The sequence below is a fragment of the Haloarcula sp. CBA1115 genome, from assembly GCF_000827835.1.
GTDB lineage: Archaea > Halobacteriota > Halobacteria > Halobacteriales > Haloarculaceae > Haloarcula > Haloarcula hispanica.
The window spans coordinates 19,405-44,539 of record NZ_CP010533.1; the positions used below are offsets into that span (position 1 = coordinate 19,405).

28 protein-coding genes and 3 pseudogenes are annotated in these 25,135 nt (G+C 51.0%); 8 read left to right on the forward strand and 23 right to left on the reverse strand.

Going from position 1 to position 25,135, the window contains the following annotated elements; genetic code table 11:
• Positions 1-87: 87 nt before the first annotated feature.
• From SG26_RS19870 to SG26_RS19885, 4 genes are all read right to left on the reverse strand, one after another.
• Positions 88-729 (reverse strand): winged helix-turn-helix domain-containing protein, encoded by a 642-nt coding sequence (locus SG26_RS19870; protein WP_154020838.1) that lies wholly within the window; start codon positions 727-729, stop codon positions 88-90.
• 217 nt (positions 730-946) lie between these two features.
• A complete protein-coding gene (locus tag SG26_RS20925) occupies positions 947-2,995 on the reverse strand; it encodes a prolyl oligopeptidase family serine peptidase (protein ID WP_079980885.1) in 2,049 nt (682 codons plus the stop codon).
• A 20-nt stretch (positions 2,996-3,015) separates the two neighbouring features.
• A complete protein-coding gene (locus tag SG26_RS19880) occupies positions 3,016-3,858 on the reverse strand; it encodes an SAM-dependent methyltransferase (RefSeq protein ID WP_050038654.1) in 843 nt (280 codons plus the stop codon).
• 24 nt (positions 3,859-3,882) lie between these two features.
• Positions 3,883-4,098, reverse strand: coding sequence for a hypothetical protein (locus tag SG26_RS19885; protein ID WP_154020839.1), 216 nt, complete (start codon positions 4,096-4,098; stop codon positions 3,883-3,885).
• Positions 4,099-4,377: 279 nt separating this feature from the next.
• Here SG26_RS19885 and SG26_RS19890 point away from each other — a divergent pair, with 279 nt between their 5' ends.
• Together SG26_RS19890 and SG26_RS19895 are read left to right on the forward strand one after the other, a co-directional pair.
• Positions 4,378-5,385, forward strand: coding sequence for an ABC transporter ATP-binding protein (locus SG26_RS19890; RefSeq protein WP_050038656.1), 1,008 nt, complete (start codon positions 4,378-4,380; stop codon positions 5,383-5,385).
• Positions 5,382-6,155: a hypothetical protein gene (locus SG26_RS19895; protein WP_050038657.1), complete on the forward strand. Its 774-nt coding sequence runs from the start codon at positions 5,382-5,384 to the stop codon at positions 6,153-6,155. The genes SG26_RS19890 and SG26_RS19895 overlap by 4 nt, the downstream gene beginning before the upstream one ends.
• Before the next feature lie 501 nt (positions 6,156-6,656).
• Here the strand turns inward: SG26_RS19895 and SG26_RS21370 are convergent.
• Both SG26_RS21370 and SG26_RS19900 read right to left on the reverse strand, forming a co-directional pair.
• Complete coding sequence (locus SG26_RS21370; protein ID WP_154020840.1) at positions 6,657-7,445, reverse strand: hypothetical protein; 789 nt, start codon at positions 7,443-7,445, stop codon at positions 6,657-6,659.
• 103 nt (positions 7,446-7,548) lie between these two features.
• Complete coding sequence (locus tag SG26_RS19900) at positions 7,549-8,517, reverse strand: hypothetical protein (RefSeq protein WP_050038723.1); 969 nt, start codon at positions 8,515-8,517, stop codon at positions 7,549-7,551.
• Positions 8,518-8,615: 98 nt separating this feature from the next.
• On the opposite strand from SG26_RS19900, the gene SG26_RS20930 reads away from it, so the two are divergent.
• The 3 genes and pseudogenes from SG26_RS20930 to SG26_RS19910 all read left to right on the forward strand — a co-directional run.
• Complete coding sequence (locus tag SG26_RS20930) at positions 8,616-10,013, forward strand: S8 family serine peptidase (RefSeq protein ID WP_175055187.1); 1,398 nt, start codon at positions 8,616-8,618, stop codon at positions 10,011-10,013.
• A 266-nt stretch (positions 10,014-10,279) separates the two neighbouring features.
• Positions 10,280-11,605: a hypothetical protein gene (locus tag SG26_RS21375; RefSeq protein ID WP_154020841.1), complete on the forward strand. Its 1,326-nt coding sequence runs from the start codon at positions 10,280-10,282 to the stop codon at positions 11,603-11,605.
• Positions 11,606-11,667: 62 nt separating this feature from the next.
• Positions 11,668-12,339 (forward strand): annotated as a pseudogene (locus SG26_RS19910) (transposase); the annotation flags it as partial.
• On the opposite strand, the pseudogene SG26_RS21380 reads toward SG26_RS19910, so the two are convergent.
• The 3 genes and pseudogenes from SG26_RS21380 to SG26_RS19915 all read right to left on the reverse strand — a co-directional run.
• Positions 12,319-12,607 (reverse strand): annotated as a pseudogene (locus SG26_RS21380) (IS5/IS1182 family transposase); the annotation flags it as partial. The pseudogenes SG26_RS19910 and SG26_RS21380 sit on opposite strands and share 21 nt — an antisense overlap.
• Before the next feature lie 999 nt (positions 12,608-13,606).
• Positions 13,607-13,771, reverse strand: a pseudogene (locus SG26_RS21385) (ISH3 family transposase); the annotation flags it as partial.
• A 675-nt stretch (positions 13,772-14,446) separates the two neighbouring features.
• Positions 14,447-14,689: a hypothetical protein gene (locus tag SG26_RS19915; protein WP_050038660.1), complete on the reverse strand. Its 243-nt coding sequence runs from the start codon at positions 14,687-14,689 to the stop codon at positions 14,447-14,449.
• A 224-nt stretch (positions 14,690-14,913) separates the two neighbouring features.
• Here SG26_RS19915 and SG26_RS19920 point away from each other — a divergent pair, with 224 nt between their 5' ends.
• Entirely contained in the window at positions 14,914-15,438 is a 525-nt protein-coding gene (locus tag SG26_RS19920) for a GNAT family N-acetyltransferase (RefSeq protein ID WP_050038661.1), read from the forward strand.
• Positions 15,439-15,512: 74 nt separating this feature from the next.
• Here SG26_RS19920 and SG26_RS19925 read toward each other — a convergent pair whose 3' ends face one another.
• Positions 15,513-16,337, reverse strand: coding sequence for an N-6 DNA methylase (locus SG26_RS19925; protein ID WP_050038662.1), 825 nt, complete (start codon positions 16,335-16,337; stop codon positions 15,513-15,515).
• Between the two features lie 580 nt (positions 16,338-16,917).
• On the reverse strand, positions 16,918-17,358 hold the full coding sequence (locus SG26_RS19935; protein WP_050038664.1) for a hypothetical protein: 441 nt from the start codon (positions 17,356-17,358) through the stop codon (positions 16,918-16,920).
• Positions 17,359-17,464: 106 nt separating this feature from the next.
• Between SG26_RS19935 and SG26_RS19940 the strand changes: the two genes are divergently transcribed.
• Positions 17,465-17,833: a hypothetical protein gene (locus tag SG26_RS19940; RefSeq protein ID WP_050038665.1), complete on the forward strand. Its 369-nt coding sequence runs from the start codon at positions 17,465-17,467 to the stop codon at positions 17,831-17,833.
• 469 nt (positions 17,834-18,302) lie between these two features.
• Here SG26_RS19940 and SG26_RS19950 read toward each other — a convergent pair whose 3' ends face one another.
• The 10 genes from SG26_RS19950 to SG26_RS19985 all read right to left on the reverse strand — a co-directional run bounded on the left by SG26_RS19950 (position 18,303) and on the right by SG26_RS19985 (position 22,683).
• Positions 18,303-19,202, reverse strand: coding sequence for a transcription initiation factor IIB family protein (locus tag SG26_RS19950; protein ID WP_050038666.1), 900 nt, complete (start codon positions 19,200-19,202; stop codon positions 18,303-18,305).
• Between the two features lie 43 nt (positions 19,203-19,245).
• Positions 19,246-19,932: an SWIM zinc finger family protein gene (locus tag SG26_RS19955; protein ID WP_050038667.1), complete on the reverse strand. Its 687-nt coding sequence runs from the start codon at positions 19,930-19,932 to the stop codon at positions 19,246-19,248.
• A 152-nt stretch (positions 19,933-20,084) separates the two neighbouring features.
• Positions 20,085-20,480 carry a hypothetical protein gene (locus SG26_RS21750; protein WP_154020856.1) on the reverse strand — a complete coding sequence of 132 codons (396 nt, stop codon included), beginning with the start codon at positions 20,478-20,480 and terminating at the stop codon, positions 20,085-20,087.
• Positions 20,481-20,563: 83 nt separating this feature from the next.
• Positions 20,564-20,806, reverse strand: a complete 243-nt coding sequence (locus tag SG26_RS20935; protein ID WP_228841638.1) for a hypothetical protein — start codon at positions 20,804-20,806, stop codon at positions 20,564-20,566.
• Complete coding sequence (locus SG26_RS19960; RefSeq protein WP_050038668.1) at positions 20,799-21,002, reverse strand: hypothetical protein; 204 nt, start codon at positions 21,000-21,002, stop codon at positions 20,799-20,801. Before SG26_RS19960 ends, SG26_RS20935 begins: the two co-directional genes overlap by 8 nt.
• 232 nt (positions 21,003-21,234) lie before the next feature.
• The gene (locus tag SG26_RS19965) at positions 21,235-21,600 is read right to left on the reverse strand and encodes a hypothetical protein (protein ID WP_050038669.1); all 366 of its coding nucleotides are present in this window, start codon (positions 21,598-21,600) and stop codon (positions 21,235-21,237) included.
• 57 nt (positions 21,601-21,657) lie between these two features.
• Entirely contained in the window at positions 21,658-21,888 is a 231-nt protein-coding gene (locus SG26_RS19970) for a hypothetical protein (protein ID WP_050038670.1), read from the reverse strand.
• Positions 21,885-22,091: a hypothetical protein gene (locus SG26_RS19975; protein WP_050038671.1), complete on the reverse strand. Its 207-nt coding sequence runs from the start codon at positions 22,089-22,091 to the stop codon at positions 21,885-21,887. Before SG26_RS19975 ends, SG26_RS19970 begins: the two co-directional genes overlap by 4 nt.
• Complete coding sequence (locus SG26_RS19980) at positions 22,082-22,396, reverse strand: hypothetical protein (RefSeq protein ID WP_050038672.1); 315 nt, start codon at positions 22,394-22,396, stop codon at positions 22,082-22,084. Before SG26_RS19980 ends, SG26_RS19975 begins: the two co-directional genes overlap by 10 nt.
• The gene (locus SG26_RS19985; protein WP_050038673.1) at positions 22,393-22,683 is read right to left on the reverse strand and encodes a hypothetical protein; all 291 of its coding nucleotides are present in this window, start codon (positions 22,681-22,683) and stop codon (positions 22,393-22,395) included. Before SG26_RS19985 ends, SG26_RS19980 begins: the two co-directional genes overlap by 4 nt.
• 198 nt (positions 22,684-22,881) lie before the next feature.
• On the opposite strand from SG26_RS19985, the gene SG26_RS19990 reads away from it, so the two are divergent.
• On the forward strand, positions 22,882-23,715 hold the full coding sequence (locus SG26_RS19990) for a hypothetical protein (protein WP_050038674.1): 834 nt from the start codon (positions 22,882-22,884) through the stop codon (positions 23,713-23,715).
• A gap of 116 nt (positions 23,716-23,831) precedes the next feature.
• On the opposite strand, the gene SG26_RS19995 is transcribed toward SG26_RS19990, so the two are convergent.
• Positions 23,832-24,359, reverse strand: a complete 528-nt coding sequence (locus SG26_RS19995; RefSeq protein WP_175055188.1) for a hypothetical protein — start codon at positions 24,357-24,359, stop codon at positions 23,832-23,834.
• Complete coding sequence (locus SG26_RS20000) at positions 24,356-25,123, reverse strand: hypothetical protein (protein ID WP_050038676.1); 768 nt, start codon at positions 25,121-25,123, stop codon at positions 24,356-24,358. The genes SG26_RS19995 and SG26_RS20000 overlap by 4 nt, the downstream gene beginning before the upstream one ends.
• Positions 25,124-25,135 lie beyond the last annotated feature (12 nt).

Here is a 25,135-nt window from a genome sequence, read left to right on the forward strand (position 1 = left end):
CGGAACGACGATTACGATTCAGTCCGACTCGGACAGAGACTCCCCCTCACTGTATCTGATTGCTAATCTTATGACATATCAAAGTCTCTATGTAGTAGTGTAAGCTTCAAAGCTGATAGAATCTTCTCGGAAATCTTGGTAGGTGTCTTTCGCCCATCTAATAGACTCCAGATTCTCCGAAACGACTAACCCTCGAATCGTCCCGATCTCATCGTGAATGACTATGACTACTTTTTTAGTTGGTTCTAAGACAGTAATAAGTCCAATTGGGGGAGCCTCTTGACTGACCCGTATCGAGTAATCTCCACTGTTATAGAGTGTATCTATCTTCCCGTTAAAATTAGATTGGAGATATTCGATTGCTCTGTGTGGGAGAATAAATTCAGCGGTCAAGTCATCAACAGTAGTCTTCTCAAGATGGAGATCAACTTGACTAGGGAAGATTGTTGGTAAAGCCCCATAGATATGTGTGGCTTCAGAAACGGACGATTGCAACTTCTTATATATCTCTTCCACTACATGATTATTGGTTGATATAATCTCCGCTCCTTGGAAAAGAGATGGGTGGAGAACTTTGTTGATCGGTTGTTTTGTATCGAATACTTCCCTATTTTGAAATATGGAGTTTATCGTCTTTGAGAACCGACGATATTCCTCGAAAATCAACATTCCAAATGGGGTTAGTTGATACCCATCATCTTGTTTCTCTATTAAGCCATATTCCTCCATAGAGTTGAGTCCACGATAAATTGTAGATTGTGACTTGTCCAGCTCTTGGTTAAGTTCCTTCTGGCTAGCAGACGAGTTCGACAAGAAGTCGAAGAAGTCAGCACGTTGATGGACCTCAGAAATGAACTTCGCAAGGGAGGGGGATGGAGGTACCATAGTATGAATTGACATCAGATTACATTAGTTTTATCTTAAATTATATTATACTTCTATCCAGTCAACCCTTACTTTTTTCCATTATATTCTCAAAAATGACTGTCCACTTATCAAGTTCGTTGGTCAGTTTCCCATGTGTTGAGGTTCCTACGCCATGACCTGCATCTTCTGTAGTCCGGAGAAGGACTGGATTATCTCCTTGCGCCTTTGCCTGCATCTTTGCAGCCATTTTCCAAGCATGGTATGGAAGGACACGTGTATCACCGAGAGCAGTACGAAATAGCATTGTAGGATATTCAGCCTCGCTGATGCTGTGATATGGAGAATATGATTTCAGATGCCGATACGCACATTCCTCATTCGGATCACCATACTCCGAGACCCAAGTTTCCCCGATACCAATCTGGTCAAATCGGACCATGTCTAGGAGAGGGACCTCACAGATAGCGGCGCTAAATAGTTCTGGCCGTTGCATTACAGTCGCGCCAACAGTAAGCCCACCATTGCTCTCGCCGGTGATTGCCAGCTTTTCAGGCTTGGTATAGCTGTTCTTGATGAGATGTTCGGCGAAATTGATTGTGTCGTCGAAAGTCCGTTGTTTTTGATCTTGCATTCCCTGTTGATGCCACGATTCTCCGAACACACCCCCTCCTCTAATATTGGGCTGTAGATAGATACCACCGTCACGAAGAAACGGAATGATAAACCGATCAAAGCTCGGAGTCATCGTCACGCCAAATCCACCATAAACGTTAATCAGGGCTGGGTTAGGAGTCGCAAGATCTATACCTTTATTATAAACAATAAAGAATGGAATCTCAGTCCCATCATCAGCTGAAAACCAGCGCTGACTGACCTCAAATTCCGATTGATAATCCATTTCCGGCTCATTTATGACTGTTTTAGAGAGAAAACGGCCACAATTAGACTCAGTGGCCACTTGATTAATCTGAATCTCTATTGTGGATGGTGAGGCCACAAAAGATGTGAGGTTGAAGACAAATGCGTTCGAACTCGCCGTCAAAGTATTTGGCATTAGAGTACAATAGTCTGGCAATTCCACCGGTTGAGCATATCGTCCTGAGCGATTGTAAACGGTAAGCCGCGTGCTAGCGTTCTTTTGATAGTGGCCGACAATATAGTCATCAAGCACCGAGGCGTTGCAGAGAATCCGATCGGTTTGGAGTATACGCTTACTGTTGGCCTGAAGGGAGTCTCTATCAGGATATGTTTCGGAAGCGGAGAGAGAAATCAATTCATAGGTTAATGACTGGACATCGGTAAGTAGATACGCTTCACCGCTGTCCGTGTATTTCACCGGTCTAAAATGATCATCACTCTTGGCGTATATAGGATCGAACCCGGATGGGGAAAGATGATATAACTCGGTTCGATTCGTACCATCATGTAGTGCAACGATCGCGTTATCCGCTCCTTTTTGTGAAACAATTTGTGGCCACAACCGTTGTGCTATATCATCCACGACGGTGTTAGATTCAGCAGTATTTATATCGTAGTAATCGATGGTTTTTTTAATTCGTCCCTCGGTGCTGGGCTCCGTTTGAAGATAGTAAAATCCGTCTTCACCCCACGCAAACCCACCAGCGTTTGTCCTACCACAATTGGGCTCTACCAACACAGTCTGGCGCCCGCTATGAACGACGTGAATATCATACTGCTCACGACCACCCTGTGATACGCCAAACGCAACGTATTCACCGTTTGGAGAAGGAACAAACCAATCAATTGCACTCAGATCATTATCCAAGTCTTCTATTGGGTCACAGATGGTCGTCGGTGAATCAGTAAGGGTTTGTCGAAACGTTAACTCTGATTGGTCCTTACCTTCTGTTCGCCCTAGGTGGTAATATCCGTTTTCTGTCGGGTTTGTTGTCCCTGAGTCCGGGATATTAGTGGTGAATTCGGGCTGCTTCTTGAGATAATCCCGGGTCTCTGTTGAAAGAATATTCTCAGTATGGGAATTCTGTTTCCTTACCCATTCGAGAACTTCTTCGTCTTCGTTTTCGAGCCATTGGTATGGATCAGAGACGACCTCACCATAAAAAATGTCGCTCGTGTTAGACCGTCTTGTCTCGGGCGGATTGTCCATGAGTAAATATAATGGGCTATTTAGCTATCTCTGACAGTTATCTCCTCTAGATGGTCTTCTGATCGAACTTCTTGTAACAGCTCCTCATTTTGGAGGTCTCGTTCATTGATCGGAGGTAGATGCAGAATGTAATAACCCTGGTCGAGTATCGGAGCCATCTCCTCAAGATTTGAAAGCTCAAACTCGTGTTTTTGTGATTCAGCAATTGGGTAGGTAGCTGTTTGGAGTAAGTACCCGATATGATCCTCCGGATAGAAATTCTGGAGATATTCTTTGAAACGGGTGAATCGACTTTCTTTACTTCGCTTTTCTGTATGGCGATCTGTCTCCACCACGCTAACCTGCCAAATCATTGCTGGAACTTCCGGATTAAGTTCCCATTCTCGAAGTAGTAAATCAGTCGCCTCAAACATTTGAACACCATTTGCCGCAGGATCAAAGGCAATATCTGAATACACACAATCAATAGCAGATATGCCTGGCTGAACTTCGACGTTCAATCCTTGTTCTCGCCCCTGTCGAATGACACTCCGACTTGGATTGACAAATATCATCGGATGCCCGTAGAGAGCAAATGTAATCGGTCCATCGACCTCAGTAGCTCCTCTAAGAACCTCTTCTGACATCCGGTCGTATGTAGCAACCCGGTCCTCGCCCTCGTTATATTCCCGGTTAAGCATAACTACATCTTCGGTATAATTCTCTTTGATATGGTTTTCGACCATCGGTTGACCGTCAAGTAGGTAGACCCGCTCAGAAGCTTGGAGTGCGTTTTCAGCTTCGCGAGTGAGTTGAGTGTAGCCCACCATTCCAGTCCCGATGATGTATATGTCAATTGGGTTCTCTTGGGTGCTTGTAGTCATTGATAAAAATATGAGGCTATATTCTCAAGCCTCGGATGATGGCAGGACGATACCTGCGATCTGGATACCGTTCGCCCGCTTCTCGACGATCTCATTCAGCTTGTTCTGATTACCAGACTTCAGTGCTTTAGCCTCCTCTTTAGTCAGGTCATCATACTCCTGGAGAATGGTTTCCGGATCTGATTTGAAACGATGCGCGAAGGTCAGGTCACTCATCGATCGCTCGATGATGTCAACCACTGTTTGGTGCGACATTGCAAACTGATGTGTGAATCGGTTGATGTTATAATTACTGGAAATTTTCATCTCAATGGATAGAGAGTCTTTCGTCCGATGGTAGTATTTTCAATCTATGGGACTTATTTTATTCTCTGAAAAGGTACGGTCATTCACACTGGCTTGCGAATTTGTCAAGTCAACGATTGGGCGTCCTGCGTTCAGATCTTTCCGTAGCTTTAGATAAGATAGTCTCAGGTGATGGATTCTTAAGAGCGTCCACCGAATAGGAGAGCGCAAACGATGCACCCCCGCTCAACTGAGCCTCCAAAACATGATCCTGTAGTTTCGGTCACGGACCTCACAAAACATTATACAGGAGAAGCAGGACGGGTCACAGCCGTTGATGGCGTTTCCTTTGATATTCAGCCCGGCCAGATTGTTGGACTCCTCGGCCCAAACGGTGCCGGCAAAACAACAACCGTCAAAACTGTTCTCGGGCTCATCACTCCCACACGTGGCAGTGTTTCCATTCACGGCATTCCTGTACATGAAGCCCGTTCACGCACATACAAGTACGTGGCCGCTGTCCTCGAAGGTGCACGCAACGTCTATTGGCGGTTGAGCGTCCGGGAAAATCTTGCGTTTTTCGCCGGCCTCCACGGCATCGACCCGCAGGCACGTGTCGACAGACACGAGGAGATTATTAACACGCTCGGACTTACTCGAAAGGCAGACGAGCCGGCGAAAAATCTCTCGCGTGGCATGAAGCAAAAAGTCGCACTCGGCTGTGCACTCGCCCGCGAAACGCCCGTTCTTTTTCTTGACGAACCAATGCTTGGGCTTGATGTAGAAACAACCCGTGACCTCCAGGTCGAATTACAACGTCTCGTCCGGGAAGAGGACAAAACTATCGTGATTACGAGTCATGATATGGATATCATCGAAGCTGTCTGCAACCGTGTGATCGTCCTCAGTGATGGCGACATCGTCGCTGATGATTCCGTCGACAACTTGCTTGACGTCTTCCAGTCCCAATCGTACCGTATCCAACTGACCGAAAACCCGTCAGCACCTCTCCGGGAGCAACTCGATACCCGCTTCCAGCTTCTTGAATGGCAGACCGACGCTGACTCCATAGAATTCGAGATCACGCTTGCAGGCAGTGAGGAGTTCTACGAGTGTGTCGACGTGTTGCGAACGGCAGAGGCGACCATCCAGTCGTTCACTGAAATCGAGCCCGATCTGGAGGATATCTTCGTTAAGCTGACGACAGCTTCGTCATTGTCTCCAGATGAGGTTGTGCCATGAATCGGCATCTCACCTTGTTTCGAGTGATTGCGAGTAAATCAGTGACGCTCTCGCGTCGCTATCTCGTGAATACAGTAGTGGGATTCGTAACGTTGTATGTGTTTTTCGCACTCGTTTTTTTCGGTGGGCGGTTTGTGGCGGAGGATTTGATTTCACGGTCAGTAGGGCTGCTTGTCGTCGGGTATTTCCTCTTCACGATGGCAGTATCGGCATATGCCGATCTCACACATGACTTGACTGACGAGGCACAGTGGGGGACACTGGAGCAGTTGTCGATGTCTCCATTTGGCTTTACCGAGGTTGTGGCGGTCAAGACTCTGGTTAACCTCTTAGGCACATTTGCTACCGGCATCGTTCTTCTAGTGTTGATGATGGTAACAACAGGGGCGTGGCTTTTTGTTGCACCGCTTTCGCTTGTCGTTCTCGGTGTGCTGACGTTACTCCCTGTGGTCGGTCTCGGGTTCATTTTTGGTGGGGTGGCGCTTGTCTATAAACAAATTGAGAAGATGTTCCCGCTGATCCAACTCTCGTTTGCAGCCCTGATCGCCTTGCCAGTCGAGCAGTATGCTCTGTTGAAGCTTCTTCCAATGTCACTGGGGAGCCACTTGTTGCAACGAGTGATGACGGATGGAATCCGCGTGTGGGACCTTCCAGCATTCGACCTTGGGGTATTGGTCGGGCAGTCAGTTGCCTACCTAGCGGTTGGGGTATTTGTCTTCCGGGTTGGAACAGCTAAAGCACGCAAACAGGGTATTCTTGGGCACTATTAATTAGTGGGGCAGTGGCTTATACTGTGCTAGATACAGACGTTGAATCGGTGCTATGGAATGTCATTTAATATTTCCCATATATTATAGCTTGAACTTACATGCTTAAACACAATCAGCATGACATAACAGGCGTACACTTGTAAGAATAATCTACGAGATACCCTTTCGCTTCTTCATGTTGCAAGATGCCACAGATTGGATCATAAATCAGCGCTGATTGAGTATTTCGATTGCCGTCCGGCACTCTCCAAACAGTTGCGCTTAGAGAGTCACAGTCACACAGATTAGTCAGTCTGGAGAGTACCGTGGTGGTGGCAGCGAGCCTCTTCGCCCGCACACCCTGCCCGCAAATCGATTCTGGCTGGACTCATCGACACGTCGCGAGTGAATCTGGGATATCTATACCGATACCAATAGTTCACCCTGTGGCGACACCGTTCCAGGCTAGTTGCACAAGTGACTATTACGCGAAAGTAGTATAATTGGGAGTTGTTCGCTGACTCAACCGAGGTTGCCTCTTGAAAGGCTGAGCAAACCCTCATAGTACGCAAAATAGAGAAGGATAGGGAAAAGAGCAATTGCTACAACCGTAGCTATTGTCCAAGAGAGGAGATTCGCTGGATGCACTGCTACTGCAATGATCATTGACAGTCCTAACAGTCCGCACACAAATACACCGGCGGTGTATGCTGGTAGCGATGAAGATGGCTGAGTAGACCTCACTTGGCGACCAAGGTGATACAATGGAAGGGATAGAATCAACGTGACTGCTACAACGATATAGATCGCTGCAAAATGAGTCCAAGCGACGATTGAATCTGACTGAAGAATAAAAATTGAGCTTTGGACTAAATGTAGTGAGGCTAATCCTATAAACAGGACTGCTAGCCACTGGAGAGCCCGTTGCCGCGCTGATCCAAGTATAAAAGCTACAACTCCACTAACAGAGGCAATCTCCCATGGAAAGGCTGTTACAGGACGCCTCAGATCACCCTGGAGAATGCTCTGAAACCAGTGAGATACCGACCCTTTCAGTTCGATGAGGATAATCGGCAGCGCCAGCACAATTACTTCAATACACACAATAGTCGCCACAGCTAACGAAGTCGGGAATTGATCCTGAATTAATGTGAGACCAGCAACTCCGCCAACAACTGCATACACAGTACCACCTCCTATTAAGACCAATCCGAGTCTCGTTTGATCGACCAATCCATGTGCAATGAGTCCTAACACTATTGCGGCAACTCCTACAATATGTATACAAATTGCAGTCTCTTTCTTATCCACATTCGACACTCCCATCGTTGCTGGTATCAATCTTTCACTCAAACGATCCTATATATCCTCAGTCAATCCTTTTATCTAACCATCTTGTCTGGAAATTAAGGTACTAGGACGGATGCTCCTTTGCATCGTCCTCAGGGAGTGGATGTTCGAAAAGTCGCTCACCGGACTCCTCGCAAGTAACAGCAACCACCTTATGTGAACTACAGCAAGATTCTACGACTTCTTCACCCATTTGAATGTCTCCGCCTGTTGTCGGGCAGATTTCGATGAACATTCGGAGCGCATTGAGAATCTGGCCCTTCTTTTCAAGCCGATAGTCGCTCCAGCCAGTGAGCTCTGACCGAAGTACGTGACAGGCGGCGATATCCGCGAGAAGCGCTGCTTTGGAGGGCCACTGTGAGACCAGTCGGTCATTAGTCTGTAATATTCTGGTATCACCTTGTTCAGTGAGTTCGAACTCTTTGCCCTCAGTTTCGATCCCAATAGTATCCGTAATTAACGCTGCCGTGATTTCCGTCGTATTCAGCGAATCAACCTCGTCTATCCAAGCGGTCTCAAAGGAGTCTGTGAGACAAAGATCATCTGAATCAGGGCACGGTTCGAGTATGCCGTGGTCAGTGAAGAATAGTTCAAGATCATCCTCCGATGGTGGTTGGTTATCCGCTGATGTGTGATGTCCGTTAGTTGCAATGTCGTCAGTAGCCACTTCTGTGTCAGCTGTCTCCTCACTCCCGGTTCCAACAGCTGCTCTGTTGGAGGACGTGTCATCACCAGTCTCGATGTCGGCAAAGCCCGTAGCCAGCTCGGGTTCCGGGTCTTTCCCAAACCAGCGGAGCACCTCTGTAGGAAGATACCGCTTAGTGAGTGTCGGGGTTCCTGGCACGAGGTAGCCGCGCAGATAGATCAACCCGACTGAGATACCGAATCCAACGATCCCACCCAATTTTGATTTCCGGGCGATAGTAGATCCAAGTATCGTTGCAATAGCTAGATTGAGGGCTGTACATGGCTCACACCGGTTCTCGCCAGTATATTCTGGTTGTCGGAGGGTATCTACTACATCTATGTCCATACAACTCTTGCTCATGTGTTGATAAGGTATTTAATTTTATATTTGACCAAGACATAAACCGCGATTCGGAACGATACCTATACAAACAACCACGCGGAATGTCACACGATATAGTGTTCACAAGACGATCATTTCTTGAAAGCATTGCCGCAGGTAGTGCCGCCATAGGTACTGCTGGGACTGGACTTGCAGACGACCAGTCAATGGTCAATAACAAAGAAGTGTATATTGTCCTTGGCGATGGGGAAGGCCTAGGTGATCGGCTTGCAAGTAGAGGGTATAGAGTACTGCAGGAGTTGGCAGGAGGCTCACTCGTTCTAATTGTGGGTCCTAGAGACAGCGAAGACGACCTTCGGTCACTCCCCACCGTCAATGATGCTGTTGCAAACCAGACCTTTGAGGTCGGCAATCTCACACAGCAGACGAAGGGGTCTGTCTCGGATACAACATCACTGTCTGAACAGCAGTGGGACAAGGAACTGACAAATACGTTCGCCGCTCACGACATCGCCACTGGTGATGGGACCACGCTTGCGGTTATTGACACTGGTGTTAGTCCCTCCCATCCAGATCTTGAATCGAGGGTTGATTTGGAACAAGGCCGATTGTTCCGAAACGGCCAAATCCACGCCGGACAGATACTTATCAGACCACATGAAGATGGAGAGTTCGGTAGGGATACGGTCGAACTGCCGGTCGGAGCTGATATCGACGGGCATGGCACCCATGTTGCGGGGATTGCCGCTGCCAATGGTACCGACTCCGGAATTATCGGCACTGCACCCGCTACAACGATAGTTCCACTTCGGACGATGTTTTACAGACAAATCAGTGACCACTCCTCTGTGAAACAGATAACCGTAGCTGATACGCTGCACGCGCTAGACTATGCCGTCGAGATTGGGGCTGACGTGGTCAACATCAGTCTTGGAGCAGGACCGCTTTCCGCCTCTGTAACACGACAGAGATTGTTTTCCGCGTTTCGACGTGTGATTCAGCACGCGGTCAAACAAGGCACTGTTGTCGTTGTTGCTGGAGGAGATCAGGGAGCGGATTTTCACCAGGATCCTCCATATGAACTCCCCTCAGCGAACAGAGGCGTGATCAGTGTTGCCGCAACCGGGCCAAACGACAAACGTAGACACGACTCTAACTATGGGGACAATGTCATCGATGTCGCTGCGCCAGGTGGTGGGTATGACACACAAGAAAAAACGTGGAACGCAGATATCTCCGAATGGGGTATTCTATCGTCACTACCCAAGTATATCGGAGGCGAACAATACGGCTACAATGCTGGCACATCAATGGCAGCCCCCCAAGTGACCGGACTTGCCTGTCTCATCCGCGAAATCGCGCCAGGGCTCCATCCCCGCCGTGTCAAGCAAGCTATCGAAAAAGGTGCAGTTGAACTCTCGGGAGAAAACACTGCTGGGCTTGGAGCAGGGCGTATCGACGCGATTAGGTCAATTGAACGTGTTTCTAGTCCACAATAAGTAATTTATACCGTTATTTTCGGTGAACAGCGTGATTAGCGCAGTAGAGGCCTACTGAGATCTTGGTATTGGCATAGAATATTATGTCAAATATTATTATGGCATATACTTGAATTTGCAAGATTAGATGTACACAGCATGATATAACAACCGTACGCTTGTAAGATTGATTGGTTAGTGCTTCTGAGGACATTCTATGACGGATAATCATGACAGAAAAAAGACTATATGGTTTGGGTTTAAATTGCTGATTGTAGTTCAAAGCTATGAAACGACGAAACTTCATACAAGCAGCTGGATCGGCTACCCTCTTCCCAATGGCTGTAGATACAGTATCGGCAGAATCAACAGAAGATATTAAAAAATCTGAGCAGCTAGTTATTGGGGTTAGTATAAACGATGACCGTTTAAGAAGTGAAGCAGATATACTTCGCTACCCTCCAATCATCACAGAAAAAAAGGGATATATTCGTGATTACAATGATCGCCGTATTTCTATTCAAGATGACCAAATTTTAGCATATCGTGAAGATGGGGCTATCCAAACTGGAAAAAACGATTCAGTTGATATTACGGATCTCTCCGGACTACAACATGTAGAAGCATCTAGTAAGGATGTTCAAAAACTTAAGCTAAGTCGAAGTAACAGGAACATATCCCTGGATATCAATGGAGAATCTACTACGGTTCCAGAACAAAGCAGTAAAACAGTAGAACTCAGTTCTACTAAGAATCCGGCCTCAATAGACATAACTAATCATGGAGTGATAAAATTATTTGCGCATAGAGATAAACATCTACTCCCTAAAAATAGCCGCCTTGGTCAAGACGTTATCAATGCCAGAGTTCGGGCGAAGAGGCAAGGATCTTCGGCAGACAAATTCATCTCCTCAGAAACAGTTGAGCGAGATGTTACCGAAATCCCAAGTATAAATGCAATCGCTGTAGCGGAAGAGCGCACTGGCAAATCCAGTCCAACCCAAAACAAGACACCACGAGCAGGTACAAACAGTGTAGGTTGTATAGCTAATAATGTAGCATTTATTACTACTGAAAAGGGAGACAATAGAGATCCACAGTCACACTCAAACACCGTTGCTGATGTATGGTCAAAGGATATTGAAGATGGATCTTGTGAATATCTACTCTCTACTTCAACGCCTGGTCAAACAGTCTCTCTCAGCGACCCAGATTCACCAGATGATGCTCTTGATCAATTAAAGAATAATTCAACTATTCAAGACATCCTTAGTGACAATACTAACGGTGTTGTTGTCTTGGATACGCGGCAATATCAATTAGAAGTTGGTGGCCAAGTTCATACAATAGGATCCGCTGGGCAGGATAATGCAATCGCATATATAACCCAGGATGGTGACGAAAAAGCCTCAACACACGAAGTCGGTCATTTATATGATGCGACTCATGAGCATGCGGAGAATTGGGGGTTAGCTGAATACACTACCGTCTCACGTTATGATATTGACACGTGCCATAACAACGAACTTCAGCCTTTCTTGAAAAACCGATTTAGCTCATGTAATACAACAGACATTCGTAATCATATTGACTCGATATATGGCCGCGATTAATCACTAGACGGCGTCGGATCAGGTCGGCAGAATGACGACGTTGGAGCAGGAGACTTTGGAATGTGCCTACCCTAATCTCCCGCTTCACTAAGCGAGTTAACTTCGCAGCCAAAAGAACTGGCGATGATTGGGATGAACCTGCCGCCCCAGAAGGGGGCGGCGGGTTCACCGATGCAGCGATGATTTCCATCCACTGTCTACGGATTTACCTCGATACGACCTACCGAATGACAATCGACCGTCTGAAAGAGATGCCACAAATATCGCGGGATATCGGCCTCAAAACGGCCGATCTTCCGCATCCATCTACGTTATGTCTCGCTTTCGATAGAATTAGGATGGCGGCTTGCCGGACCCTTCTCCAACAGTCCGCTGATCTTCACGACACTGGACCGATCGGAGCTATTGACGCCACATTCTTCGAGCGGTCGCCTGCGAGCCGCTCGTACTGCAATAAGACGAAATACGAAGTACAAGATCTCAAAGCCACGAAACTCATCGATACAGAGACGAACGCTATCCTTGACCTGCACTGCACGACCACTCGGGAAGGGAGTAACGCCGATATCTGCAAGCAACTTGCCCGCAGGCACGCGGGCGAGTTGCAGATCCTCACCGCCGATAGAGGATTTGACGGTACATGGTTCCGTGAGCACCTCCGAGAAGAGCTCAGGATCCGTCCGTTGATTAAGCACTGCATCAACAAGCCCTACGATCACGTCTCTCGACGGCGGTCGATCGAACCCACAGCTAAGCCAGACAACCGTATTCCGAAGCTCCTCCTCAACCGGGCGAATCCCGTAGATGTCGTGATAGTAGCAATGAAGGAAGGCACACATCATCTCTGGAGGCTCGTGTTCGCCCCGTCTCCGCCGGGGCGAACACGTCGAAATCTTCGAGAAACTCGAAGGAGAGATGCTCAAACAACGCTAGCGTCTCGGTCTCCGCGACATTGAAAAACGACTCTACCGAAGGATCATCTTGCAGGGTCGCTGGACTCATCCATCTCAGCGTTCACCCTGCTCTTTGGCGTGGGAACTGTTCTATGACACCCTCTTGGAGAAAGTTGATAAGGAACCGCAGCCAACAATGTCATATGAAATCAAAAACCATCTCACTAGCGCTCCTACTTGCCGGGTTGCTCGGATTTAGTGGTGGTATGATCATATTCTATACTACATCTATATCGGCAGGGACCACATTAATTCAAATGGGGATCCCATACATTGCAGTAGGAGCAGTATCACTCGGTATCATCTTTCGCAATAATAACTCTCTGAAAGTGTCAATAATACCATTACTATTCACAATCAGTTCTGTTGTTCTATTAGGTGTAATGATGAAGGAATTCTCTTACTTGCCACATTGGATAGGAGCCGTTCTTAACAACAGCACATATATATGGGTTTTAGTACCATCAGGAGTTTCGCTCGCATTTACTTTAGGATTTGTCTCATCTAAACGGGATCAATGGCTTATTACTGGTATTTTCGGTATACTATTGCTACCACTTGTGGCTACCGGTGTTCAGACAGTACAAACGATGACACCAGGGATCTCTCTACGATATATTTATCCAAGAGTGTTTGCGACTGGTACTGGTACATTACTAGGAATCCCCCTATATTGGTGGGGAACTCGACTAAGGAACAATATTAATCTGGAAGCTGTTTCTTCTACTCCCAAGGTGTTGCTATGTTCTGTAATTTGTTGTCTTCAAGTGGTTCTCCTCGTAATGGGGCTCAGTCTACACCGCCCCCAATTAGCATCGCAGGCATACCTACTACTAGTTGCAGTGTCGATACTTCCGCCGATGTTCGCAATAATCAAGATCAGTTCCTCACAAAGTATCGTTAGTTAGCCTGATTTGAGTTGCCTGTTCTGTCGTGATAATCGTCGATAACGGTTGAACAACACTAATCGAAGACAGAGCTGGCGGGGGAGACCAGCCGCCGACAGCGCCAGCGTAGCCACTCACAAGATGGCGTTCTCGGTCGGGGACTATCGGTGGAACCGGTCACAGTTGGATGGTTTGCGGAGACGGCCCGGCGCACCGAGAAAGTCGCCCACGCAGCCCGCCGAACCATACTGATGGACTTCTTGAATGGCCACCACCAGAGGTCACCCGCCTCGGCGGAGCGTTGCCACGTATTCGTAGTGAAGATACCCTCAAACATATATAGCGGGCACGGAACGAACCCAACCGGGATCCCAATATATCGAGGACTGTCAACAGTCGTTCCAGAAACAGATTGACCACCTTGGCAGAGTTTCTGTCGATGATACGGGCTCTAGCGGCCATCGAACTCTAAGTGGACGAACCAATCGATTGATAGTGGCGATTGCTTCGCGTTTTTCGATTCGTGATTGATGTATTAGCCACGAACAGCGAGAGATTAGCAGCGATAATCATATTATTCGGCGGGTTGAGGATGAACTCTCTACCGAGCCGTGAGAAATTGAGAAGTCCGACCCAACGACCGTCTACGCACAAAATTAGCGCCGAAATGTGGCTTTTTATTGATATTCTCTCCGATTCTCTCTTAAGCCACATTATACCGAGGACCGGGAGGCTATCGACATATTTGGCTTCGACCGCTACTCCGCCAGTCGTTACTACGCAAAACGTATAGACTACATCTTCAGGTCGGTCAAGACAACAGCGTTGGTAGACTGTGAGTGCTATCCTACATATCCACTGTCCGATGCAATCCCACGACGCCCAAATCAGATAGCGGGTTCTCACTCAGGGTCTCAACTGATTACAGACGTTATCCTGACAAGAAGATCACTGTAAATATGAACAGAGCGTTGCTCTACGTCTGAACAAGCTCAAGAATCCTACTCGTCTTCCTCGGGCTGAACATCCCGAAGCCGACCACTGATATCCTGCTCGTACTCTTTTAAGAGCGTGTAGAAATCTGCAATCGTCTCCTCAGCAGTCTCACCCTTCGCTTTGATCGTCACAGTGTCTTCGTCTCGTGTCCCGGTTCCTCGTTTCAGCCGAGCCTCCATACTACAGCCGACATCTGTTCGTTCTACTTTCTCAACTGAGCCTGGCTCTGTGTCTGATTCGTTTGACATGGTGCTTCTCAGGACGCTCTCACTGGAACGCCCCTCACCCGACTGGGGCACACAAAACAGCCCAGGGCGTCATACAACTCTTCACAAGGTATTGGTTTCAGACAATATGGCCTGAATTGACCACACAGTTGAGCGTGCGTACTGACCAATATCAACTGGGGAGCTACTAGAGACCCTGTAATTCCATCAATCAGTTTAATTAAATCCCGAGTTCATTCGCACATATGTCGGAGAAAGGAAACTCAGCCGTTGAAATTCGTCGGTTTCAGTCCGAGGACGGCGAGCGTATCCGTGAGTTAAACGAAATTGCAATGGCAACGACTCCTGAGTATGAGCCAGATATTCCAGATAAAGACCTCCAAGATGTTCAAAACAACTACCTCGACAGTGGCGGGGAATTCCTCGTTGCGATTGTAGATGGCACAATTGTTGGTATGGGGGCCTATGCGACACCGAATGAGTGGAAAGAGGACCTCATTCAACTCAATAGCCAAACCACTGAACTAACACGAATGCGTATTGATCCTGAGTGCCATGGGCAGGGAGTTGGAAGTGTTGTCTACCACGAGCTTGAACAGCGTGCGCGGCACGATGGATATGAACAGTTTGTTTTGGACACAGGTGTTGAGAACGACACCGCGCGTGGGTTCTACGAAAACCTTGGATTCCAATTCCAGCAGGAGGTGTCCATCGACTTTGGAGATCTAGCATTTGAGCTGGTTCTGTACAAAAAGTCCATTACTGAATAGTTGTACTGTATTGAGCGGGCGGGGGAGAGCAGAACGAGTATGCGAACCGTTGTATGACACCCTCAAAACAGCCGTCAATCGCTACTCTTGAACGCATCCAGACCGGCCTGCTCGCTCGGGACGGATGTTGCAACTGGAGCTGTTCGATCCTTCGAGCCCGCATCCCTCTGTTGCTCTGGACTGGGCTGGTTGCCTTCCTCAACCGTATTCTCGAAGGCGTCGGTCACCCACTCACGAAGTTCAGAGACTTCCTCCTCGTCTAGCTCGCAAACGCTGCCACCCAACGAAGAGTACGAGGTCTGCCACGCTCGCTGGAACTCGACAGTCAGTGAGTCGCCCTGGATAACGTAGGCATCCAGATTCAGGAAACAGCAGTTCAGTGCTGTCATCCGTGCACATATCGGGTCCTTGTCTTGCCCGAAAAGTAGCGCGTCTGGCTGCTTTCGACCGGCAACCAGTAGCATCCGACCGCTCCCACAGGCCGGGTCAAGAACCGTCTGCCGGTCGTCGGTATCACTCTCGCCTGCAACGCCGGCGATCTCGGTCATCGTCTCGCAGACGGTGTGTGGGGTGAAGTGCTGGCCGAAGGCATCGCTCGACATCCCGTATTCCTCGTAAACAGCGCCTAGGACGTCCGCATTGGTGGCTGCCATTCGCTCTTGGAGCTGACCGAACGCTTTCGAGAAGAGGTCGACTGACCGTTGTCCCTCGGGATGGTCCATATCGCCGCGCTCGCGGTAGTCGTCGACGATCTCCAGATATGGGTCGTCCCGGCGCTGAAGCGCGAACAGCATGAGGTTGACCCAGTCTCGAAAGACCGTGTGGGCACTATGCCCGCGCTGGCGGATCTGCTCAAGCGTTTCAACAATCCCGTCGACGTCGATCTGTGGCGAAGCCATTCTCTCTCAGCTCAGAGAGAGGCACAAAATCTGGCCTGCCGGTTAGCGTCGCTCAGGGAATTCTATCCGTCGATCGGTCTGGTTGGTACAGGTCGTCTATTGGCCATCAAGTGATACACCGAATTTTAATAGTGTAATAGAGATTAGATGAAGTATGAGTTCCAGTCCCTCCCTCAGAAACCGAATCCGTCCGAGAGCGTTTTTGATTATACTAGTGTTTGTTGTGGGCGGTACCTATTTCGAGTTTATATTTTCTGGGCCACCAAGTCTGTATTCAGTTGCTCTCTGGATAATTGTCGTTCCGTTGTTGTTCTCCACGACAGTGAATGGTGTCCGGAGTCACTATCTCTACCAACCGCTCGCGTATGGCAGTTTCATCGCAATCGGTGTCCTCAACTATCTTGACGGTACTTGGTTCCTTCTCGCAGGGTTGTTCATCCTCGCAGGGATTGTCGGACTGGCTTCTGAACTTCACAATCAGTATACCCCCACAGTTTCCAGACCGCAACAATAAGTTCGCACGCTCACTGAATGTTCGTTTCAACCGCGCTCACAAGCAAAGAAACTCGTTCTGCAGCAGCTACAGTAGGTCGTACAGGTCTTGGGCCAAGCGCCGGTAGCAGTCTTGACTGGAGGCGGGAACAGGATCAGCCTCTTCTCTGTCCTTCGCGATGACACTGGCGAACTGCTTGGGCGGTTTCCAACCGTCGTCTGTTTCCCGGGCATCCAGCTCTTTCATCAGCGCGTGTTCACCGTCAGCGGTGACGTACAGTACGCGAAGCCCCGGCTTCTCGCTCAGTGGTCCTCTGAGTAGCTTCCCAGTTCGTGGATTAACCAGCCACTCAAGCAAAAGCCCAGCCCGACACTGGATTGCGTACAGTTGTACCTCATCTTCTTCGGGAGATTCTGTGCGACCCTTATCGGCCCACGATTGGGGCAGCGGCCGGTTGTCTGTCTCATCTTTCCAGCGCCATTTTAGCTTTTTCTGACCGCGATTGCGACGTCGGTATTTACTGCTCATTATTGGATTCTCTCAGCCGCTAGAGAAACACAAAATTCGCTTCTCGTTGTCTCTATAGCAACTTTCTTGCTGTTTGGGGATATATGTGTTAGTACGAGGACTCACCATGAAAACAGCCGAGTCCCCCACTACGATTAGCGAGTGTTTGCCCCCAGACCAGTGGATATCCCGCCAGCCCAGCGGGACCCGTGATCTCGACTTCCAGCAGATCCGAGAGCGCCAGTCAGCGACGTGGAACGCTGCGCTCGATGCCGATGTCGACGTGACAGAGGGTAGTCGTCCGGACCTGTTTCTCGTCTCCGTCGACGGCGACTGTCCGGTAAACTGCTCGCTGGCCGAGCATCCCAACGGGACCCACGCCGGCTGGTGCAGCTGCGAGGTCTTCCAGACGACGACCGTCTGTCCACATCTCTGTGTCCTTCGTCAGTACGCTGCTCTCGGCGATCTCGGCCTGCCAATGCGAGAACAGGCCTGAACTACGATCAGTCCTCACTCACTTGTATGCCAGCCAGTGGCCGGACATCAACACGTCCAGACCGGTCGTGGTCAAGACACTGGCACAGTCGCCTCCGAACCGTCGCTCGCGAACACGGTTCCACAGCAACACCTACTCGTGGATCGTCTCGAATCTGAACATACTCCGCGTCGACGTCCAGTTGCGTGTGCTTGACCCGACACCAGATTGTCTTCTTCCCTTCCTGCCCTAGATCGGTCACATACCGAGCAGCCAGCGCTTCGTGGTGAAGCTCGACGAGAACGCGTTCGACAAACGATACGACCATCGTTGGCGACCGCAGCGCCGAGACTGACGCAAGAACAGTCTCAGAGTCGTGCTGTGCCGCCGATTCGGGAGTATCAGTTACAGACATATTTCTCTCGCAGGACGCGCTTTCGGGCTCGCCCTGCACCTCATCGGGGCACGCAAAACAGCCCGTCACGACGCCTCATTCAACGATGTGTTCCTCGATCTGCTGGAACCACTGGCGGATCGTCTCTGGGTGCAAATCCAACGGCTCGCTGATCGTCCCCTGTGTGAGTCGGATATCTGACTCCCGACTGGCGAGGTACAGAGCGCCGGCTGCAACCCCATCCGGTCGCCCGTTGACCTCAGCGGACTCGGTTGCCCGCTCTGCCAGTTCGAGTGCCCGCTGTCGAACCTCCGGCGCAACATCAAGCGGGAGATCCGAGCAAATCCGTGCCACCCAGTCCACCGGGAGCGATACTGGAATTGAGAGTTCGAGTTCCATCAAAAACGTCCGGTAGCAGTTCCAAGCGTGCGATGCAGAACACCGAGCAACGTCAGCTACTGTACCCATCGTCACGAGCCCGGTGCATCGGCAGGCAGCATACACAGCGGCCGCTGCACCGCCTTCAATCGACCGTCCGATTAGCAGGTCCTCGTCCTGCGCCTCCCGGAAGAACGTGGATGCCTGCTCTTTGACCGACCGACTCTCAGACAACGCACTCGCAATGCGTCGGACTTCACCGAGCCCGTGAGCAAGGTTCCGGTCGCGCTTGCTGGAGTACTTCGACCGACTGTGGAGCCGCCGCTGGCGAGCAAGCTGTCGACGCCGTCTTGGAGAAATGTCCGAACTCTCAGCCGAGCCGATGTTCGTCGACAGGCCCCGGTCATGGCGAGTGGCCGTTCGGGGGGCACCCGTCCGCTTCTGTTCCTCCCGATTGTACGTTCGCCACTCCGGCCCGTGGTCGATCTGGTCTTGTTCGGTCACCAGGCCACAGTTCTCACAGTGCGTTTCCCGCCCGCTGCTATCGAGCGTGCCGCCGCACTCGGGACAGCCCTGTGCAGCTGCAAACAGCTCTGTCTGGACAGTTTGTGAAGACATTAACACCCTACTGGAGGCTCAGAAAACACGCTGTGGCGCCCGGTCAGGCGTCGGGCAGTTTCCCATCCGGGCGCGGGACTCGCTTGGCTTCGATCTCGATCTCGACCCGGCGACGGTGCTTGCATCGCTCGGCGGTATCGGGACAACTGCATGTCTCCTCAAGCACGTCAACCTCGTACCGGCTCCCTGACGCCGAATGGATCTCGTAGCGACCGGGCTTTGCGAGAAAGGAAACGTCGATATCTTCCTGTTTTGCTCGCTTCGTGCGTGGCGCGTCCTCAGAAGTGACGGCCAAGGGGTCCCCTTTGGGGTCTGTGACGCCGCCGTCGTTGAACCGAACCTGCATGACCCCACCGTCAGCGACCGCTTTTCGAGGTTCGCCGTCGACGTGCATACCGAACTGGTCGTCCAATGCTTCGTCGTCCACCCATTGTGGGATGGGTCGCTCGCCGGTCGCGAAGGCGACTCGCTTCTCGTGCTTGCACTCCTCGTTGGGATTGTACTGCTTCCACGGGCATTCGCAACTCCCTGTTCGAGCGTCGACAAGGTACTCTGAGCCAGAGCCAGAGTTGACCAGGAAGAGATCGTCGGCGTTGCGTGCCCGACCAACCGAGTCCATCACCGTCATGACTTCGGTCAGCGCTCGAACGGTTCGGCTGTTTGGACTGGCCTCTGCAATCTCACTCTCATCGATGCTGGCGGCATCGCTACTAGATTCTGTGGTAGCCATGAATAACAGGCGGCACGCCCTCTCTGGGACGCCCCTCACCCCGCTGGGGCGCAGAAAATTCGAGGGTTAGAGTTTGTGAAGACGTAAGTCTACTATCGGGCAGAAGTGGGCAGTACAGGGGGCGCACGTATCGGTTAGGACAGAGAGATTGCTCAGCAAACCGCGTACGTCGATGAGGGAGTACCGTCTTCCTGAATCATCACATATGCGCCTCCATAACACTGATTCGTTTTGATAGTTACCTGCCCGGCTTCATTACGCGCAGTCCAATAGATTTGAAACGTCTCGATACCATCAGGAGACGCTCTATCGGTGTTGTAGACCTCTCGGTCTTCGTCGGGGTCAAGTACATAACTTTGATTGTGAACGGTCTCCCCCGTCGCATTTCGTACAACAGTAATGTCGAACGATGCGCTCTCATTGCCATAGTTTTCGAGATACACTGGATGATCTGAGGCCGGTTGTTCCGAAGCGGGAATCCCCATACATCCAGTTACGAATAATATCGCTGTGAAAGCACAGAACGCCTTCAGCCAGCGGTCACGCATGACTTGAGCATATAGTAATCAGCATGAATACTTTCTGTTGCATACGCACGCTTATTGAGCAGGCGTTGCAGCCGGCACCATGGCTAAAGAAACTGCCTTCTCACCGCCCGATCAGAGCTCGGTCGCCTGCATCTGCTCGTGGGCGTCGGGATTGACCACCGGAATGACGCCCTCGATATCCTCCTTGCCGTACCTTCACGAATCAGATCATGGATATCGTTCGCGAGGGCAACAGCCTCGTCTTGCTTGGTGGAACTCGCCTCGTTCTCCGGGAAGTCAGCTGGCCCGACACCCTCGACAACGATGAACAGGTGGTCGTCACTCATTGTCGACCTCCTCGACGAGTAGCGTCGTTTCGGTCAATGGATCGCGGGAGGTCGACAGGTTCTCCGAAGTTTCCAGCGTTTCCTCGACCAACTCGACCAGTGCCTCCGGTGCATCGCCAAAGTGAACGATAGCGTCGGGATCAGGATAGTTGTCGTACTGCTGTGTAGTCGCCTTGTCTGTCTCATTCTTACTCATAATCGGTAGGCGGCACGTCCTCTCTGGGACGCCCCTCACCCCACTGGGGCACAGAAATTACCCGATGGCGCGCTCCTTGGCGGCCGGTTCATCACGACGGGCCTTGCCTGCCTCTAGAAGCGGGACCGCCGGACCGGCCTGCCGGTCCAAGGTGGAGCGTGTCCCCCGAGCGCTTGCGCTCGGGAACCGTGAGCGTGAGAGAAAGCGAAAGAGAGGCTGGTACGACCCTCGATTAAGTCGCGATGACGTTCCCGTTTTCGTCGATGGTGTACCTGAGTAGGTACACGTTGCCGTCGATATGCCGGGACTTCTTCGGGAGCGTCTCGTTTAACCACTCTTCACGGTCGGCGTCGGTTTGGATGTCCTCGTTCGGAGAATGGACGCTGAACAGGTCCATGCTGACCCAGCGATTGACCGTCTGCTCGCCGGACGGGGAGTACACCTTCACCTGCTCCTTCTCAGCGTCAACACCGACGACAGCGACTGCAGACGTTCCCTCAGCCGTTTTCAGTCCATCGCCGATATCCACGGCTTCGGGGTCGATGTCGAGGCTGTCGCATTGCTGTGCAGCTGTCTCGTCTGTCTTGTTCTCAGTCATAATCGGTATGTAGAGCGCCCTCCGTGGGACGCCTCTCACCCCACTGGGGCACAGAAATCACGCGACGGCTTTCTCCTCGGCATCCGACTCATCGCGACGGACTTCGCGTGCCCGCAGTCGAAGCTGAGACTGGACTGGCGTCCGGCTCTCGTGCTGGTTCTCGTAGGCGAGATACTGCTGGATCGTCTCGATGGAGTGCATACAGTTGATGCCAGCGACGATTGGCTGGAGGTGGTCGGCGTCTAATAGCCGTTCAGGAGGGAGTTTGTCGAGAATTGGGTCGCTCATGTGGCTTCCTCCCGGAAATTATCAAGTGTTGTCCTTCGCTTGTACCGACAGTCCGGGTAGTGAGCTAGAAGCGTCTCGTCGATGGCCTCCCAGAAGCCGACCTTGTGTGGCATAACCGACTGCCAGAGGCGAGCGCGTGCCAGTGCTGCCCCAACACGCTGGCGTTCTTCGCGGCGCCACTGCTCGCGCTCAATCATCGCCATGGCGACGCTCCCTCCGGTCTGTCTGCCATGTATGAGGTGGCAAGCTCCAGCCCAGCATCGAGTGTGCTTCGCGTCCCGACCAGTTTGGTCGCCCGTTCGAGCGTCCAGCCAACGTTGCTGTGTTTAAGCAAGACTGTCGCTCCGGTGTCGGGAATATGCCACCCGATCGTGTCGTTGCCGACAGCGAGAAATTCCCATTCACCGACAGCGGCTTCTTGTGCCGCGCTTTGCTTGTCAATCAACGCATCCGAGCGTGGGCCACCAGCGCCGAAGTCACCCAGCGTGGCTGTCCCTACTGAGTTCATGCAAAGACCTCCCGGCGGTCCCAGCCAGCGAGTTCGGCTTCAATGGCGCTGATGATACTCGTAATCCGAGATTCTAGCGTGTCTGCCTGCTCACCGTCGACGTCTAGAAGCGAGCGAAGTTCGAGTACATCCGGCAGGGCAACGCTGTCCGATTGCCGGGCCACCGCACGGAGGACAACCGCTTCAACATCGGCGCTCCCGGACTGCGCTCGAACAGTTGTCGCGATGGATTCGACGAACTGCGGAGTGGTTGGCTGAGACAGGCTTTCCGAACGACGGCAGGACATATTCTGAGACATCCTCTCACCCGCCAGAGGAACACAAAATTGGGGCTCACTACCCCTGTGGATGGGTTTTTACTTGCATTGGTGGCTGAAATACCTGCTCAACAAGACTACAAATGTTTCAGGTTCTCGAATCAGTGAATCTGCTCGTAAGAGCTGTGATGAATTGGTATTAAATGATGCTATTACACTTCTATAGATATGGAACGAGACGCAAAACAGCCCATTCTTGGGAGGTGTGCTCTTTGGATAAACGATCTAGATCTCAGTAAATCCTACTGGATTCTCCTCCTCACGAATTACGGCATCTACGACGAGGAGAACGAACATATCCAGAATCTCTTGAACAAAGCCGAAAAATCATCCTCAATAATCCTTAGCTCCCTTCAGCGTCTCCAAAAGAGTAGATTAGAAGTAACTCTTGAGTTCTTTATGTGGCTGTATCATGAAGACGAGGAGTTATGTTTTGAAATTCTTAAATATATCTATCAAGACTTCAAAGACGATGATGAAGTCCCTGAGCCTTATGCTTACGTAGATGAACTAGAAGACCTCAAAGAGGGCGGTGATTTTCCTCAAGTTGATTTAGACCAGATCGTACCAGCTACTCCGAAGGCATTTGAAGATGGAGATGAGCTAGAATTCTACTATCAAACAAAAAATAAGGTCTCTCGGGCTACTGAAGAGGTTTTTATTATCGACGCATACGCTAATGAAGAAGTAATCTGGTATCTAAAAGAGACCTCTGAAGATATTGAGAAACGTATCCTCACACAGGGAAAGAAGGAAGGCCTGAGCAACGCGGCTGAAAAGTTAGTCTCTAACAGTAATCACCGTATCGAGGTACGTAGAAATGGAAAGTGCCACGACCGCCTGATCTTTGTTGACGACCAATGCTTCGCAATAGGGGATTCACTCCACGCTGCTGGAACAAAGCCGATGTACGCCGTCAAGTTCGGTGCTAGCGAGAAGTTTCGTCAACCTTGGGAGCAAATGTGGGAACAGTCTCAAGAATACGCGGTTTTTGAGGACTGAATCTTCTTACTTACCAACGCTTTCATCAAGGCACCCAAGATCGTTCATTGTGCAGTTTCCACTCTGTACTGCTCATCAGCGGATCAGACTCACCGGTTTCAGGGAACTACCGCCGGCTACTCAATCCACCCGCCGATCTCAACCTGTTCACTGTCTGTTGGAGCATCGTCGGTCGTCTTCGTAGCTGAGTCAAACGGTGGCTCAACGAGACACGGCACTTCGTTGTCGTATGTCCGGTCGGGACATTTCACGCAGTCGACCGGCACGATAGGACTGCACTCAGTGCAAGAGGTCGCTGTTCCGTCGAAGCCGTTGATGCTCACTGACCAGGGGATGACGCTTGCAAGTCGATATGTCTCCGCTGCTGGACGGCGAGTACTAGCAGACCCACAGCCAACGGCCCCACAGACGTCGCAGGTGAGGAGATGGTCTCGATCTGCCTCGTGGAAGAGCGACGACGCCTGCTCGACGTTGTCGCGGTCCTGAAGCGCACAGTCCCGGCAGATCGTGAATCGGAACACGCCATCCTCTCGATCCACTTCGTCGGGCCACCGGACGTACGTGTACGCCTCGCCGGAGATATCGGCTCTGTCTCCACAGAATCGACAGTACTCGGCCGTTGCCTCGGGCTGGACGCTGCTCATCGGGACCACCGTGCAAGTGTTGATTGCTCTCTAGCAGTGTCCACAGGGCACAGAAAGCGCCATTTGTAGCGCTCTCGAATCGGCTTGTCCTCGCGGTTGCTTGCCTGCCCTGGTTCTCGGTAGCCTGTACAGGTCCAGCCCTTGTCTTTCAGTGCTCGAACCATCGCCCCGTCGTAATCCGAGCGAACCCACGTTAGGAGAAATCGAGTGTCGCGGTCGTCAGCCTGCAAGAAGTGTTCTTGGGAGCGAGCCAGCGCTGCTGAGGCAAGATTAGGCATCTGAACGCCCATGCAGATCCGCGCGGCCTCGACGAGCGAGTCGCCAGAAATTACCTCGCTGTCGACGACTGGCGTATCCGTCGGCGGAAGCACTCGCCGGGCAGTCGATCGAATCTCTGCAGGAAGGCTCTCAATATCGACGGGCTCAGGACAGAGCTGGCCGTCGACGCCGTACCGAATGCGCTTTTTCGAGATCAGAGGGTAGCGGTACGTGATAGCTCCAACGAGCGAGCCTTGGAAGTACAGTCCGTGATGGGCGAGATTGACCGACGGTAGCGACCCCATATATGAGTGATGCGCCTCGTACACGGCAGCTGCGGTGTCCCTGTCGATTGGTTCGACGGTGACGTGATCGGCGAATCGAATCCCGAGGGGTGCCGTGAACGGGTCTCCGCCGGCGTGGATCGGACAGGAACACTGCTCTGTCTCCGCTGGCGGGCGATGCTGGAACGACTGTGCTCGCGTCGACGCTGAGTGTATGGACATCCTCTCACCCGC

Coding starts and splice junctions, on each gene's coding strand:
- SG26_RS19870 (WP_154020838.1), bottom strand. CDS start 729: ATGGAGGAATATGGCTTAATAGAGAAACAAGATGATGGGTATCAACTA.
- SG26_RS20925 (WP_079980885.1), bottom strand. CDS start 2,995: ATGGACAATCCGCCCGAGACAAGACGGTCTAACACGAGCGACATTTTT.
- SG26_RS19880 (WP_050038654.1), bottom strand. CDS start 3,858: ATGACTACAAGCACCCAAGAGAACCCAATTGACATATACATCATCGGG.
- SG26_RS19890 (WP_050038656.1), top strand. CDS start 4,378: ATGCACCCCCGCTCAACTGAGCCTCCAAAACATGATCCTGTAGTTTCG.
- SG26_RS19895 (WP_050038657.1), top strand. CDS start 5,382: ATGAATCGGCATCTCACCTTGTTTCGAGTGATTGCGAGTAAATCAGTG.
- SG26_RS19900 (WP_050038723.1), bottom strand. CDS start 8,517: ATGGACATAGATGTAGTAGATACCCTCCGACAACCAGAATATACTGGC.
- SG26_RS20930 (WP_175055187.1), top strand. CDS start 8,616: ATGTCACACGATATAGTGTTCACAAGACGATCATTTCTTGAAAGCATT.
- SG26_RS21375 (WP_154020841.1), top strand. CDS start 10,280: ATGAAACGACGAAACTTCATACAAGCAGCTGGATCGGCTACCCTCTTC.
- SG26_RS19915 (WP_050038660.1), bottom strand. CDS start 14,689: ATGTCAAACGAATCAGACACAGAGCCAGGCTCAGTTGAGAAAGTAGAA.
- SG26_RS19920 (WP_050038661.1), top strand. CDS start 14,914: ATGTCGGAGAAAGGAAACTCAGCCGTTGAAATTCGTCGGTTTCAGTCC.
- SG26_RS19925 (WP_050038662.1), bottom strand. CDS start 16,337: ATGGCTTCGCCACAGATCGACGTCGACGGGATTGTTGAAACGCTTGAG.
- SG26_RS19935 (WP_050038664.1), bottom strand. CDS start 17,358: ATGAGCAGTAAATACCGACGTCGCAATCGCGGTCAGAAAAAGCTAAAA.
- SG26_RS19940 (WP_050038665.1), top strand. CDS start 17,465: ATGAAAACAGCCGAGTCCCCCACTACGATTAGCGAGTGTTTGCCCCCA.
- SG26_RS19950 (WP_050038666.1), bottom strand. CDS start 19,202: ATGTCTTCACAAACTGTCCAGACAGAGCTGTTTGCAGCTGCACAGGGC.
- SG26_RS19955 (WP_050038667.1), bottom strand. CDS start 19,932: ATGGCTACCACAGAATCTAGTAGCGATGCCGCCAGCATCGATGAGAGT.
- SG26_RS21750 (WP_154020856.1), bottom strand. CDS start 20,480: ATGCGTGACCGCTGGCTGAAGGCGTTCTGTGCTTTCACAGCGATATTA.
- SG26_RS20935 (WP_228841638.1), bottom strand. CDS start 20,806: ATGAGTGACGACCACCTGTTCATCGTTGTCGAGGGTGTCGGGCCAGCT.
- SG26_RS19960 (WP_050038668.1), bottom strand. CDS start 21,002: ATGAGTAAGAATGAGACAGACAAGGCGACTACACAGCAGTACGACAAC.
- SG26_RS19965 (WP_050038669.1), bottom strand. CDS start 21,600: ATGACTGAGAACAAGACAGACGAGACAGCTGCACAGCAATGCGACAGC.
- SG26_RS19970 (WP_050038670.1), bottom strand. CDS start 21,888: ATGAGCGACCCAATTCTCGACAAACTCCCTCCTGAACGGCTATTAGAC.
- SG26_RS19975 (WP_050038671.1), bottom strand. CDS start 22,091: ATGGCGATGATTGAGCGCGAGCAGTGGCGCCGCGAAGAACGCCAGCGT.
- SG26_RS19980 (WP_050038672.1), bottom strand. CDS start 22,396: ATGAACTCAGTAGGGACAGCCACGCTGGGTGACTTCGGCGCTGGTGGC.
- SG26_RS19985 (WP_050038673.1), bottom strand. CDS start 22,683: ATGTCCTGCCGTCGTTCGGAAAGCCTGTCTCAGCCAACCACTCCGCAG.
- SG26_RS19990 (WP_050038674.1), top strand. CDS start 22,882: ATGGAACGAGACGCAAAACAGCCCATTCTTGGGAGGTGTGCTCTTTGG.
- SG26_RS19995 (WP_175055188.1), bottom strand. CDS start 24,359: ATGAGCAGCGTCCAGCCCGAGGCAACGGCCGAGTACTGTCGATTCTGT.
- SG26_RS20000 (WP_050038676.1), bottom strand. CDS start 25,123: ATGTCCATACACTCAGCGTCGACGCGAGCACAGTCGTTCCAGCATCGC.